The organism is Pseudomonas sp. BW7P1, assembly GCF_024981055.1.
GTDB classification, from domain to species: domain Bacteria; phylum Pseudomonadota; class Gammaproteobacteria; order Pseudomonadales; family Pseudomonadaceae; genus Aquipseudomonas; species Aquipseudomonas bananamidigenes.
Genome location: NZ_CP103374.1, coordinates 1,945,460 through 1,957,954 on the forward strand (window position 1 = coordinate 1,945,460; position 12,495 = coordinate 1,957,954).

The following is a 12,495-nucleotide window of genomic DNA, read 5'->3' on the forward strand; positions in this document are numbered from 1 at the left end:
ACGGTATGCTGCGCGGCATTATTCACAAAAGGAAACAAGGTTCATGGCAGGAAGCAGTTTGCTGGTGCTGATCGACGATATCGCCACCGTGCTGGACGATGTGGCGCTGATGAGCAAAATGGCCGCCAAGAAGACCGCCGGGGTACTCGGCGATGACCTGGCGCTCAATGCCCAGCAAGTCTCCGGTGTACGCGCCGAGCGGGAAATTCCCGTGGTATGGGCGGTGGCCAAGGGGTCGTTCGTCAACAAATTGATCCTGGTGCCGTCGGCGCTGGCGATCAGTGCGTTTGTGCCGTGGCTGGTGACTCCGTTGTTGATGGTCGGCGGTGCCTATCTGTGTTTCGAGGGCTTCGAAAAACTCGCACATCCGTTATTGCACGGCAAGGACGAAGATCAGGCCGGGCATGCGCAGTTGACCGAGGCCGTAGCCGATCCGGCGACCGATCTGGTGGCCTACGAGAAGGACAAGATCAAAGGCGCGATCCGCACCGACTTCATCCTCTCGGCCGAAATCATCGCCATCACCCTCGGCACCGTGGCCGAGGCTTCGCTGACCCAGCAAGTGATCGTGATGTCGGGCATCGCGGTCGTCATGACCGTGGGCGTCTATGGCCTGGTGGCCGGCATCGTCAAACTCGATGACCTCGGCCTGTGGCTGACCCAGAAGCCCGGCGCTGCGGCGAAACGCATCGGCAACGCGATCCTGCGCGCCGCGCCGTACATGATGAAAGGCCTGTCGGTGATCGGCACGGCGGCGATGTTCCTGGTCGGCGGCGGCATCCTGACTCACGGCGTACCGGTGGTGCATCACTGGATCGAGAGCGTTGCCGCAGCGGCGGGCAGCGCCGGGTTTGCGGTGCCTGTGTTGCTCAATGGCGTGGCGGGGGTTGTGGCGGGGGCGGTGGTGCTGGCTGTTGTGTCGGTCGTCGGCAAAATCTGGAAAGCGCTGAAGGGCTAAAAACTCGCGCGTCCCACATTTCTTTCAGATTGTTCCTACATTGTTGTTTTGAGGACATTCGTAGACTCCGCACCGCTGTTCTCCAGTAACGGTTGGAACAGATTTTTCGGTAGCGAAGGGATTCTGGAATGAAATGGTATTTGCAGGTATTGAGAAAGTACGCAACGTTCAAGGGGAGAGCCAGCAGAAAAGAGTTTTGGATGTTTTTTCTGATAGAAACTTGTTTGCAGGCGGTATATCTTGCGATTGGATACGCTACGGAACTGAATAGAGAACCTTATTATTTGCTGGCACTGCCAATTTATGGCGTGTTGACCTTGAGCCCTCGTCTGGCAGTGATTTGGCGCAGGTATCACGACATGAATAAGAGCGGACTCAATATATTCTGGGCGGCCGTTCCTTTGGTTGGGCCGTTCATTCTCTTGATCACGTTGGCGGCAAGCGGGACTAAAGGGGAGAACAGTCACGGCCCTGACCCAAGAGAGCCAAAGGTAGTTCATGCTTGAAAGTTCAATCTGTAAAGATTGATCACCGTGAAATAAAAAAGGCCATTCGATTCGCATCGAATGGCCTTTTTTTTGTGGCTGCCGGTTTTACTCGGCGATCTGCAGCTTGCGCGATTCGGTGTACACGTAGCGCACCTTCTCGTATTCGAACGGTGAGTTCATCTGGCCGTAACGGAAGTGGGTCTGATAACGCTTGTCGACGGCGCGCAGTGCCCAGATTTCCGGATGGTTTTCGCTGACTTTCGACACGTTCAGGTAGTTGATCGCCGATTCGGCGGTGTAGTCCACGGCCAGACCTGCGGTGTCGCGCAGGTTCGACGGGCCGAGGATCGGCAGCACGAAATAGGCACCGCCCGGTACGCCGTAGAAGCCAAGGGTCTGGCCGAAGTCTTCGTTCTGGCGCGGCAGCCCCATGGCGGTGGCCGGGTCCCACAGGCCGGCGATGCCGATGGTGGTGTTGAGCAGCAGGCGCGCGGTGGTTTCCATCGAGCGCTTGCCCTTGAACTGCAACAGGCTGTTGACCAGGTTCGGGACGTCGCCAAGGTTATTGAAGAAGTTGCTCACGCCGGTACGCACGAAGCTCGGCGTGATGTAGCGATAACCATCGACCACCGGCAGGAACACCCATTGGTCGAAGCGGTAGTTGAAGTGATAGACGCGGCGGTTCCATGACTCCAGCGGGTCATACACGTTCAAGGCATTGAGCGTCGAGCGCTCGAACTCGCGCTGGTCCAGCCCCGGGTTGAACTTGAGCTTGGACAGGGGCTCCTTGAAGCCGTCACTGTCGACCACCACCGGTGCATTGGCTTTGCTGTTGTCGGCCTGGGCCATGCCTGCACAGAGTAACGCTGCAAACAGCAGGAGATATTTAGCCACGGAAGAACTCCAGCATGGCGTCGCTGTTGACGCGGTAGTTAAGGTTGCCGCAATGGCCGCCCAGTGGATAAACCGTCAGCCGATCGCCGAAGGTCTTGCGCAGGAAGCCGAGGTCGCCCGGGCCGAGGATCACGTCGTCGGCGTTGTGCATCACGGCGATTTTCGGGCTGTCGTGCAGGTAGTCCTTGAGGGCGTACAGGCTGACCTGATCGATCAGTTGCAGCAGGCTGCCGCCGTCGGTGCGGGCACGCCACATCGGGATCACCTGTTCGGTCAGGTAGCAGTCGAAGTCGCATTGCAGCGCACGCTTGAGGAACGGCGTGAGGCTGGTGCCTTCGGTGATCGGGAATTTTGGCGGAGTGATCAGGCCGCGACGGTTGATCAGGTCCGAGGTGAAGGCAATGTCGGCCGCCGAGAAGCGGAACGAGGTGCCGATCAGCATCGCCATCTGCTCGTTGCTCAGGTGCTGCTTGGACTGCTGGAAGTCATAGAGCAGCGCATCGTTCAGGTCGATGTAGCCTTTCTGCTGGAAGTAACGGGTCAGCTTGGCCAGCACCAGTTCATAGAAAGTGGTGCTGTTGTTGATGCCCTTGACCTCGGTCTGCACCAGCTTGTCGAGGTTGGTGATCGAGGTGTACAGGTTGACCGGCGGATTGAGCAGCAGGACTTTCTTGAAGTTGAAGCTGCGGCGGGTTTCGTCCAAGTGGGCAACGAATGCTGCGTCCAGCGCACCGAGGCTGTAGCCGCTCAGGTAATAGTCGGTGACTGGCACTTTCGGGGTTTGCGCGCGCACGGCCTGCATCACCCGGTACATGTCTTCGGCGTCTTCCTTGGTCACGCCGGGGGTGGCGAAACGCGAGGCGGCGCTCATGAAGTCGAAACTGGTGGGGGAGGACAGCTGCACCACATGGTAGCCGGCCTTGTAGTAGAGCTTTTTCAGGTATTCGTTGAGGCTGCTGTCATAGCGCGCGCCGGTACCGGCAATCAGGAAGATCAGCGGGGCCGCCTTGTCCTGGGTGGCGATGCGGTAGGTGAGCTTTTTCACTGCCCAGAAATTGTCCGGCAGGATGAACTCGCGTTCCGGACGCAGGGTGATGCTGCGGTCGCTCTGATGGATGTCGTCGTCCGACGGCAACTCCGGACGCAGGTCCGGCGGCGTGGTGGCGATGGTCGCTTCGAACGGGTTGGTCAGGGGAAAGCCATAACTGGCGGCATCGATATCCACCGCCAGCGCGGACGCACTCAGAATAAGGCCGCCAAACAGGGCGGCGAAGCGCAAGGATCGGAGCATGAGTGAATCCCTTAAAGAAAGGTGCCGAATGAGGTTCGCAGGCTATGACCACTGGGTTTGCGCCAAAGTGCCATGCCGCGGCACCCAACTGACGGAATTCGGGGTAATAGTAGCCGGACGATACACGTTGCACCGATCGAAAGACCAGTTAAGAGTTGTTAGTTCTTGCACATGGCGGGCAGGCGATTAAGCTGGCCGCCGATTTCATCGATTGGAGTGTTCCATGTCCCGCCGCTTGCCCGTGATTCTGCTGCTCGTTCTGTTGCCGTTATGGCTGGCCGCCAGTTACGGCGCGCGTTATGGCTTCATGGAGGACGCGCAGTGGGTGGGCATCTGTGTGGATGAGGCAAGTCGCTGGGAATGTTCGGTGCGCTCGAATCTGGGTCTGATGATTCATTTCCAGATGCTCGGCTGGGCGGCGGTCGCGGCTGCAGTGATCGGTTTTGTCCTGCCCGGACGGGCAGGGTGGTGGCTGGCGGTGCTGGCGCTGGTGTTCGGGTTGCCGGCGCTGGCGTTGTACAACACTACGCTGGCGGTGTTTGCGGTGGTGATCGCGGGATTGCGACTGGTGCGGGAATCTCGCGGCGTCTGACAGTCAGTCATCGCGGGCAAGCCCGCTCCCACAGGGTGCGTGGCGCACACAAAACTCGAGCTTGACTCGGTCACTGTGGGAGCTGGCTTGCCAGCGAAGAGGCCGGTTCAGCCTCTGAAGATCAGCGGTTGCGCACCCTCAGGCAGCGCCACAACGCCGCCACCATCAGCAGGCTCACCAGCGCCCAGCCCCACGCCTGCTGGTTCTGCAATCCTTCACGGAACAGCTGCGGCGCGATACCCGCGCCGAGGATGAAGGTCAGCAAGGCGATTTCCCGACGCGGCACGTTGACCGGACGGCACAGATAAACCAGCGCCGGCAGGATGAACGCCATGCTCGCGAAGCTGCGATAGCGTGGATCGAACACCATCTCCAGCATCATGATCGCGCCGGCAAAACCGGCGACCGCTACCAGCCAGCCGGCCCGGCGTTCGAACAGGGCGAAGGCGCGCTCACGCCAGCCATCGCGGGCGCTCAAGGTCAGCGCGGCGTGGGCCAGGATCAGCAGATTCAGCGCCGTCAGCAGGCCGACCCACAGCCATTCGCTGGTGAACCGCGTGGTCACGCGCGCCAGATCGCCCCAGGCACCGATGGAACAGGCGGCCAGCGCGCCGAGCAGAGGCAGGATCAGGGCGCTGCGGGTGGTACGCACGCGACCGGCCAGCAGCAGCGTGCCAAGGAAAATCAAACCACCGACGCCCAGCCATTCTTTCCAGTACGGCACGTTGGTCACCGGCCCGGCGAGTACACCCTTGTCCTGGCGATCCGCATCGAACAGCCCCCAATAACCGCCAACCGCACCTTCACTGCCGCGCTTCCACGGCTGGTCGAAGGCTTCGATCAGGTTGTAATGCCAGCCTTGCTGTTCGGCCAGCGTGACAAAACCGCGAATGAACCTGGCTTCGTTGACACGGCTCGGCAATGCGGTCTCCCGCTGACGGCCTTCGCTTGGCCAGCCGGTTTCGCCAATCAGCACGTCCTTGGGCGCGAACTTGTTGCCGAACACCTGACGCACATCTGCCACGTGTTGCAGGGCAGTGTCGATGTTCGACGGATCATCTTCCCAGTACGGGAGCAAATGAATGGTCAGGAAATCCACCGCCGGTGCGACTTCCGGATGCTTGAGCCAGAACTCCCAGACATCGGCATAGGTCACCGGCTGCTTGATGTGGTTTTTGACCTTGTTGATCAGCCTGGCCAGTTGCGCACCGGTCACTTCCTTGCGCAGCAAGGCTTCGTTGCCGACGATCACGGCGCTGACCACGTCCGGGTTGGCGTTGGCCGAGGCAATCAGCAGATCGATTTCTTTCTCGGTGTCCACCGGGTTGCTGTTGACCCAGGCGCCGATCATCAGCTTCAAACCATGCTTGCGCGCCAGTTCCGGCAGGGCTTCGAGGCCGGTCATGGAATAGGTGCGGATGCATTCGAAGCGGGTGGCGAGCAGGGCAAGGTCGGCGTCCATGCGCTCCGGGCGCAGCTTGAACGGCACGTCGAACGGCGACTGATCCTTGTCGAACGGGGTGTAGGAGGCGCACTGCAGCTTGTGGGTCGGGGTGGCGACATCCGGCAGGATCACCGGTTTGCCAAGGCCATACCAGAAGCCGCAAAGGGCGAACAGGCCGAGCAGGCAGGCGAACAGATAGGGAAAAAGGGGAAAGCGGGAAGTCGCGGACATGGTCAGGCCGAGTGGCTGCAAAGCGACGCATGTTACCTGCATTTATAGAGGGGTGGTGGTCCGGATGATTTTGACATGCAAAGTTCGGGCGGATTGTCTGGCGCCAAATATTCAGACGCAGTTAATGGCTTTCTGATGTCGTTTCTCGTTGCTTCGAGGTCGCTGGCAGAGCAGGTCGCCGACGGCGTCAGGTCGATGATCGAATCATCAGTACTCCGCTGATGTTCGAAAGAGTTTGCGGTCAGGCGTGATGGAGGCGCCGTGCACCATAACAATACGTTGACGATGCCCGGCATCCGTCGGGCGCAGCATTTCGGGGAAGTAACGATGAAGATGCGACGACTTTTAGGCGCAGGTGCCGCTCTGGTGCTTGCGATGAGCTCCACATTCGCCAGCGCTGAAAAACAGACCCTGAACATCGGTTACGTTGACGGCTGGTCCGACAGCGTGGCGACCACCCACGTGGCGGCCGAGGTGATCAAACAGAAACTCGGCTACGACGTGAAACTCCAGGCCGTCGCCACCGGGATCATGTGGCAGGGCGTTGCCACCGGCAAACTCGACGCCATGCTGTCGGCCTGGCTGCCGGTGACCCACGGCGAATACTGGGCGAAGAACAAGGATCTGGTCGTCGACTACGGCCCGAACTTCAAGGACGCGAAAATCGGCCTGATCGTGCCGGAGTACGTCAAAGCCAAATCCATCGAAGACCTGAAAACCGACGACAGCTTCAAGAAGCGTATCGTCGGCATCGACGCCGGCTCGGGTGTGATGCTCAAGACCGACCAGGCGATCAAGGACTATGACCTGACCGGCTATCAACTCAAGGCCAGTTCCGGCGCCGGCATGATCGCCGAGCTGACCCGTGCCGAGAAAAAGAACGAATCCATTGCCGTGACCGGCTGGGTGCCGCACTGGATGTTCGCCAAGTGGAAACTGCGCTTCCTCGACGACCCGAAAGGTGTGTACGGCGCGGCTGAAACCGTGAACAGCATCGGCAGCAAGGAGCTGGACGCCAAGGCGCCGGAAGTGGCGAAGTTCCTGAAGAACTTCCAGTGGGCCTCCAAGGACGAAATCGGTCAGGTCATGCTGGCGATCCAGGACGGTGCCAAGCCTGAAGCCGCGGCCAAGGACTGGGTGGCCAAACACCCGGACCGCGTGGCTGAATGGACTAAGTAACAGCTGCACCGCTTTACCCTGTGGGAGCGAGCCTGCTCGCGATGGCGTCCTGTCAGTCACCTGTGGAGTCGACTGGCAGATTGCATCGCGAGCAGGCTCGCTCCCACATTTATTTGTACAGTCCTGAAATTGGCAGAACGGTCATGGCGTTCTACTACTAAGGTCGTCTGGAAGCCGGCTCGCAGCCGCATACAGTGGATACGTTCCAAAAATAAAAATCTGTGCTGCGAGGATAAAAACAATGAACGACAGCATTTACCTCTCGATTCAGAACAGCCCGCGCTTCAAGGAGCTGGTGAAGAAAAGGGAAAGGTTCGCCTGGATACTCTCGGCGATCATGCTAGGGCTCTACTCCGGATTCATCCTGCTGATCGCGTACGGGCCGCAAGTGCTCGGGACCCGAATCAGTGCCGGCTCATCGATCACCTGGGGCATTCCCATCGGTGTCGGGCTGATCGTTTCGGCCTTCGTTCTGACCGGTATCTACGTGCGCCGCGCCAATGGCGAATTCGACGACCTGAACAATGCGATTCTCAAGGAGGCCCAGCAATGATCCGGCGTCTACTGGCTCTATTGAGCATCGCAGCATTCGCTCCAGCCGTCTGGGCCGCTGACGCCCTGACCGGCGAAGTCCACAAACAACCGCTCAACGTTTCCGCGATCGTCATGTTCGTGGTGTTCGTCGGCGCGACCCTGTGCATCACTTACTGGGCTTCCAAACGCAACAAGTCGGCCGCCGACTACTACGCGGCAGGCGGCAAGATCACCGGTTTCCAGAACGGCCTGGCGATTGCCGGTGACTACATGTCGGCGGCATCCTTCCTGGGGATTTCCGCACTGGTGTTCACCTCCGGCTACGACGGCCTGATCTATTCGATCGGCTTCCTGGTGGGCTGGCCGATCATTCTGTTCCTGATCGCCGAGCGCCTGCGCAACCTGGGCAAATACACCTTTGCCGACGTGGCGTCGTACCGCCTCGGGCAAACCCAGATCCGCACGCTGTCGGCCTGCGGCTCGCTGGTGGTGGTGGCGTTCTACCTGATCGCGCAAATGGTCGGTGCCGGCAAGCTGATCCAGCTGCTGTTCGGCCTCGATTACCACGTTGCGGTGATTCTGGTCGGTATTCTGATGTGCCTGTATGTGCTGTTCGGCGGCATGCTGGCGACCACCTGGGTGCAGATCATCAAGGCGGTGTTGTTGCTGTCCGGTGCCTCGTTCATGGCGCTGATGGTAATGAAGCACGTCAACTTCGACTTCAACACCCTGTTCTCCGAATCGATCAAGGTTCACGCCAAGGGCGAAGCGATCATGAGCCCCGGCGGTCTGGTGAAAGACCCGATCTCGGCGTTCTCCCTCGGCCTGGCACTGATGTTCGGTACTGCCGGTCTGCCGCACATCCTGATGCGCTTCTTCACCGTGAGTGACGCGAAAGAAGCCCGCAAGAGCGTGCTGTACGCCACCGGTTTCATCGGCTACTTCTACATCCTGACCTTCATCATCGGCTTTGGCGCGATCCTGCTGGTCAGCACCAACCCTGCGTTCAAGGATGCTACGGGTGCTCTGCTCGGCGGCAACAACATGGCGGCGGTGCACCTGGCCAATGCCGTGGGCGGCAGCGTGTTCCTCGGCTTCATCTCGGCAGTGGCATTCGCGACCATTCTGGCGGTCGTGGCGGGGCTGACTCTGGCCGGTGCTTCGGCGGTGTCTCACGACCTGTACGCCAGTGTGATCAAAAAGGGCAAGGCCAACGAGAAGGATGAAATCCGCGTTTCGAAGATCACCACGGTCACGCTGGGCATCCTGGCCATCGGTCTGGGCATTCTGTTCGAAAGTCAGAATATCGCGTTCATGGTCGGTCTGGCGTTCTCTATCGCGGCGAGCTGCAACTTCCCGGTCCTGCTGCTTTCGATGTACTGGAAGAAGCTGACCACCCGTGGCGCCATGATTGGCGGCTGGCTGGGGCTGGTGAGCGCGGTGGGGCTGATGATCCTCGGCCCGACCATCTGGGTGCAGATCCTGCACAACGAGAAAGCAATCTTCCCGTACGAATATCCGGCGCTGTTTTCGATGATCATTGCGTTCATCGGGATCTGGTTCTTCTCGATCACCGACAAGTCGGCTGAGGCCGAGAACGAGCGTGCGCTGTTCTTCCCGCAGTTTGTGCGTTCGCAGACGGGGTTGGGGGCTAGCGGGGCGGTTTCGCACTGAGGCTTTGTAGGTTGAGTTGAATGGAAAATGCCCTGGTCGAGAGATTGGGGCGTTTTTTTGTGGGCGGTTATCGGATGTTCTTGGGGATTGGGTGTATATCCGTTGCTGGGGTAACGGCTTCTTAGGGTTCCGCCCTTACGGCGGGTCACTTTTTACAAACGCCTAAAAAGTAACCAAAAACGCTTGCTCCTACGTCCGGCCCGCTCGCTGGGGCTCGGGGTTCCCTCGCTCCGGGATTCATCCGGGGGGGCATCGCCTACGGTTTGCTTCGCTGCACCTCCTCTCGATGTGTTTGGCTTCGCCAAACGGTCGCTGCGCTCCCACCCCGGATGAATCCCTCCACTCAGCCTTCCGACGTCGCCCGAAGATCAAAAGCGGTACTCGAGCTAACGCTCATCGTGAAGAGTGGTGAGCAGGGGATGCTCTTGATCTGGCTTTTGACGTGGCTTTTGATCTTCAGCCCCTTCGGCAGGCCGAGCGGAGGTGTTCATCAGGGGGTAGGCGCGCAGCGCCGTGCGGCGAAGCCGCATACATCGAGAGGAGGTGCAGCGAAGCAAACCGTAGGCGATGCCCCCTGATGGACACTGTAGCGAGGGAACACTGAGCCTAGGCGAAGTGCCGTACGCCGGGGCAAAGCCTTTTGCTTACTTTTCGGCGTTTGGAAAAGTGAGTCGCTGTAAGAGCGAAACCGCCAGCGGCAGCACCCGAAGCAACGGATATGCCCCCAATAAAAAAACCACAAAAACAAAAAAACGGCCCCCATTCTCATGGAGGCCGTTCCCGGTACAACGCTAAGAAGCTATCGCAAGACAGCTCTTATTTGCGGTCTTCCAGCTTGGTGATATCCCGCGACTCATAGCCGGTGTACAGCTGACGCGGACGGCCGATCTTGTACGGGCTGGAGAGCATTTCCTTCCAGTGGGAGATCCAGCCGACAGTACGTGCCAGGGCGAAGATCACGGTGAACATGCTGGTCGGAATGCCGATCGCCTTGAGGATGATCCCCGAGTAGAAGTCGACGTTCGGGTACAGCGAGCGTTCGATGAAGTACGGATCGGTCAGGGCGATCTCTTCCAGGCGCATGGCCAGTTCGAGTTGCGGATCGTTCTGGATGCCCAGTTCCCTCAGCACTTCGTCGCAGGTCTGCTTCATCACGGTCGCGCGTGGGTCGCGGTTCTTGTAGACGCGGTGACCGAAGCCCATCAGCTTGAACGGATCGTTCTTGTCCTTGGCCTTGGCGATGAACTTGTCGATGTTCGAGACATCGCCGATTTCATCGAGCATGGTCAGCACGGCTTCGTTCGCACCGCCGTGGGCAGGGCCCCACAGTGCGGCGATACCGGCGGCGATACAGGCGAACGGGTTGGCGCCCGAGGAGCCCGCCAGACGCACGGTGGAGGTCGAAGCGTTCTGCTCGTGGTCGGCGTGGAGGATGAAGATCCGGTCCATGGCCTTGGCGAGCACCGGGCTGATCGGTTTGATCTCGCACGGGGTGTTGAACATCATGTGCAGGAAGTTTTCCGCGTACGACAGGTCGTTGCGCGGGTACATCATGGGTTGGCCCATGGAGTACTTGTAAACCATCGCGGCCAGGGTCGGCATCTTGGCAACCAGGCGGATCGCGGAAATTTCGCGATGCTGCGGGTTATTGATGTCGAGGGAGTCGTGGTAGAAGGCCGAGAGGGCGCCGACTACACCGCACATGACGGCCATCGGGTGGGCGTCGCGGCGGAAGCCGTTGAAAAAGGTTTTCAGCTGCTCGTGAACCATGGTGTGGTTCTTCACGGTGCCGACGAACTGGGCCTTTTGCTCTGCGGTCGGCAGTTCGCCGTTCAGCAGCAGGTAGCAGGTTTCCAGGTAGTCCGACTTTTCAGCCAGCTGTTCGATCGGGTAGCCACGGTGCAGCAGGATGCCGTTGTCGCCGTCGATATAGGTGATCTTCGATTCGCAGGAAGCGGTCGACATGAAACCGGGGTCGAAAGTGAAGCGGCCCGTGGCCGTCAGGCCCCGAACATCGATTACATCGGGACCAACGGTGCCGGTTAAAATGGGCAGCTCGACGGGGGCTGCGCCCTCGATGATCAACTGCGCTTTTTTGTCAGCCATGTGGCCTCCTATTTATGCTTGAAATCATCAGACAGACCCCCCACGCAGGGCCCGCACCACTATAGTGAGATAAATTTGAATGTCAATTTGCCTAAAGTCTTGCTCCAGAAGGCTTTAACCGCACTTTTTCCTCGAAATTTCCCGCCATTTACGCCTTTTATGCAACTTGTGCAATCCGCTATTGGGGGTAGGCGAGTGCGTTGTCATTAGTAGCCTAACTGTCTATACTCGGCGACCGACCGCCAAGGGCTTTTGGGCTCGCTTTCATTGGGGGTCGCATCCCTGGGTGGTGGTTACCTGACCAGTGCACTCCCCAACAACTTTGCCCTGATTGTTAGGGGCTCTTCAGTGTGAAAAAAAAGCCGTGAAAAGCCAACGACCTGTAAACCTAGACCTAAGGACCATCAAACTCCCCATCACCGGCGTTACGTCGTTTCTTCACCGTGTTTCCGGCATCATCCTCTTCCTGGGCCTCGGCATCATGCTTTATGCATTGGGCAAATCCCTGGGTTCCGAGGAAGGTTATGTCGAGGTGAAGGCATGCTTGACCAGCCCGCTGGCCAAGTTCGTAGCATGGGGCCTCCTGTCCGCTCTTCTGTATCACCTGGTTGCCGGTGTGCGCCACTTGATCATGGACATGGGCATCGGCGAGACGCTGGAAGGCGGCCGCCTGGGCTCGAAACTGATCGTCGCCGTTTCCGTGGTGCTGATCGTTCTGGCAGGAGTTTGGATATGGTAACCAGCGTTACAAACCTTTCGCGTTCGGGCCTCTATGACTGGATGGCACAGCGTGTGTCTGCGGTCGTTCTCGCGGCTTATTTCATTTTTCTGATCGGCTACCTCGCCGCGAACCCTGGCATTGGCTATGAGCAATGGCACGGTCTGTTCGCCCACAATGCGATGCGTATCTTCAGTCTGCTGGCTCTCGTTGCCTTGGGCGCTCACGCCTGGGTCGGCATGTGGACCATTGCGACCGATTACCTGACGCCTATGGCGCTGGGCAAGTCGGCGACTGCAGTACGTTTCCTTTTCCAGGCAGTATGCGGCGTCGCGATGTTCGCTTACTTCGTCTGGGGTGTGCAGATTCTCTGGGGTATCTGATTC

General features: G+C 59.2%; 12 protein-coding genes. 8 read left to right on the top strand and 4 right to left on the bottom strand.

Features of this window, described 5'->3' with window-relative positions; translation table 11 throughout:
• The first annotated feature begins 43 nt into the window (after window positions 1-43).
• On the top strand, window positions 44-958 hold the full coding sequence (locus NWV16_RS08840; RefSeq protein WP_260522731.1) for a DUF808 domain-containing protein: 915 nt from the start codon (window positions 44-46) through the stop codon (window positions 956-958).
• Between the two features lie 128 nt (window positions 959-1,086).
• Window positions 1,087-1,464, top strand: coding sequence for a DUF805 domain-containing protein (locus NWV16_RS08845; protein ID WP_260522732.1), 378 nt, complete (start codon window positions 1,087-1,089; stop codon window positions 1,462-1,464).
• 87 nt (window positions 1,465-1,551) lie between these two features.
• Here the strand turns inward: NWV16_RS08845 and NWV16_RS08850 are convergent, their stop codons facing one another.
• Both NWV16_RS08850 and NWV16_RS08855 read right to left on the bottom strand, forming a co-directional pair.
• Window positions 1,552-2,340 (bottom strand): VacJ family lipoprotein, encoded by a 789-nt coding sequence (locus tag NWV16_RS08850; protein WP_260522733.1) that lies wholly within the window; start codon window positions 2,338-2,340, stop codon window positions 1,552-1,554.
• Complete coding sequence (locus tag NWV16_RS08855; RefSeq protein WP_260522734.1) at window positions 2,333-3,631, bottom strand: serine/threonine protein kinase; 1,299 nt, start codon at window positions 3,629-3,631, stop codon at window positions 2,333-2,335. The genes NWV16_RS08850 and NWV16_RS08855 overlap by 8 nt, the downstream gene beginning before the upstream one ends.
• Window positions 3,632-3,854: 223 nt before the next feature.
• On the opposite strand from NWV16_RS08855, the gene NWV16_RS08860 reads away from it, so the two are divergent.
• On the top strand, window positions 3,855-4,223 hold the full coding sequence (locus NWV16_RS08860; RefSeq protein WP_260522735.1) for a hypothetical protein: 369 nt from the start codon (window positions 3,855-3,857) through the stop codon (window positions 4,221-4,223).
• A 121-nt stretch (window positions 4,224-4,344) separates the two neighbouring features.
• On the opposite strand, the gene NWV16_RS08865 is transcribed toward NWV16_RS08860, so the two are convergent.
• Entirely contained in the window at window positions 4,345-5,940 is a 1,596-nt protein-coding gene (locus tag NWV16_RS08865; RefSeq protein ID WP_260522736.1) for a beta (1-6) glucans synthase, read from the bottom strand.
• A gap of 285 nt (window positions 5,941-6,225) precedes the next feature.
• On the opposite strand from NWV16_RS08865, the gene NWV16_RS08870 reads away from it, so the two are divergent.
• The 3 genes from NWV16_RS08870 to NWV16_RS08880 all read left to right on the top strand — a co-directional run bounded on the left by NWV16_RS08870 (window position 6,226) and on the right by NWV16_RS08880 (window position 9,285).
• Entirely contained in the window at window positions 6,226-7,077 is an 852-nt protein-coding gene (locus tag NWV16_RS08870; RefSeq protein ID WP_065261108.1) for a glycine betaine ABC transporter substrate-binding protein, read from the top strand.
• 241 nt (window positions 7,078-7,318) lie between these two features.
• Window positions 7,319-7,630, top strand: a complete 312-nt coding sequence (locus NWV16_RS08875; RefSeq protein ID WP_260522737.1) for a DUF485 domain-containing protein — start codon at window positions 7,319-7,321, stop codon at window positions 7,628-7,630.
• Window positions 7,627-9,285, top strand: a complete 1,659-nt coding sequence (locus NWV16_RS08880) for a cation acetate symporter (RefSeq protein ID WP_260522738.1) — start codon at window positions 7,627-7,629, stop codon at window positions 9,283-9,285. The genes NWV16_RS08875 and NWV16_RS08880 overlap by 4 nt, the downstream gene beginning before the upstream one ends.
• An 816-nt stretch (window positions 9,286-10,101) precedes the next feature.
• Here NWV16_RS08880 and gltA read toward each other — a convergent pair.
• A complete protein-coding gene (gene gltA, locus NWV16_RS08885) occupies window positions 10,102-11,391 on the bottom strand; it encodes a citrate synthase (protein ID WP_260522739.1) in 1,290 nt (429 codons plus the stop codon).
• Between the two features lie 364 nt (window positions 11,392-11,755).
• Here gltA and sdhC point away from each other — a divergent pair, with 364 nt between their 5' ends.
• Entirely contained in the window at window positions 11,756-12,130 is a 375-nt protein-coding gene (gene sdhC, locus NWV16_RS08890; RefSeq protein WP_260522740.1) for a succinate dehydrogenase, cytochrome b556 subunit, read from the top strand.
• The gene (gene sdhD, locus NWV16_RS08895; RefSeq protein WP_055137329.1) at window positions 12,124-12,492 is read left to right on the top strand and encodes a succinate dehydrogenase, hydrophobic membrane anchor protein; all 369 of its coding nucleotides are present in this window, start codon (window positions 12,124-12,126) and stop codon (window positions 12,490-12,492) included. Before sdhC ends, sdhD begins: the two co-directional genes overlap by 7 nt.
• The last annotated feature ends 3 nt before the right edge of the window (window positions 12,493-12,495 follow it).

Excerpts from the sequence above, each read along its gene's own strand:
- NWV16_RS08865 (WP_260522736.1), bottom strand. The coding sequence starts at position 5,940 with ATGCAGGTAACATGCGTCGCTTTGCAGCCACTCGGCCTGACCATGTCC.
- gltA (WP_260522739.1), bottom strand. The coding sequence starts at position 11,391 with ATGGCTGACAAAAAAGCGCAGTTGATCATCGAGGGCGCAGCCCCCGTC.
- NWV16_RS08840 (WP_260522731.1), top strand. The coding sequence starts at position 44 with ATGGCAGGAAGCAGTTTGCTGGTGCTGATCGACGATATCGCCACCGTG.
- NWV16_RS08870 (WP_065261108.1), top strand. The coding sequence starts at position 6,226 with ATGAAGATGCGACGACTTTTAGGCGCAGGTGCCGCTCTGGTGCTTGCG.
- sdhD (WP_055137329.1), top strand. The coding sequence starts at position 12,124 with ATGGTAACCAGCGTTACAAACCTTTCGCGTTCGGGCCTCTATGACTGG.
- NWV16_RS08845 (WP_260522732.1), top strand. The coding sequence starts at position 1,087 with ATGAAATGGTATTTGCAGGTATTGAGAAAGTACGCAACGTTCAAGGGG.
- NWV16_RS08860 (WP_260522735.1), top strand. The coding sequence starts at position 3,855 with ATGTCCCGCCGCTTGCCCGTGATTCTGCTGCTCGTTCTGTTGCCGTTA.
- NWV16_RS08880 (WP_260522738.1), top strand. The coding sequence starts at position 7,627 with ATGATCCGGCGTCTACTGGCTCTATTGAGCATCGCAGCATTCGCTCCA.
- NWV16_RS08875 (WP_260522737.1), top strand. The coding sequence starts at position 7,319 with ATGAACGACAGCATTTACCTCTCGATTCAGAACAGCCCGCGCTTCAAG.
- NWV16_RS08855 (WP_260522734.1), bottom strand. The coding sequence starts at position 3,631 with ATGCTCCGATCCTTGCGCTTCGCCGCCCTGTTTGGCGGCCTTATTCTG.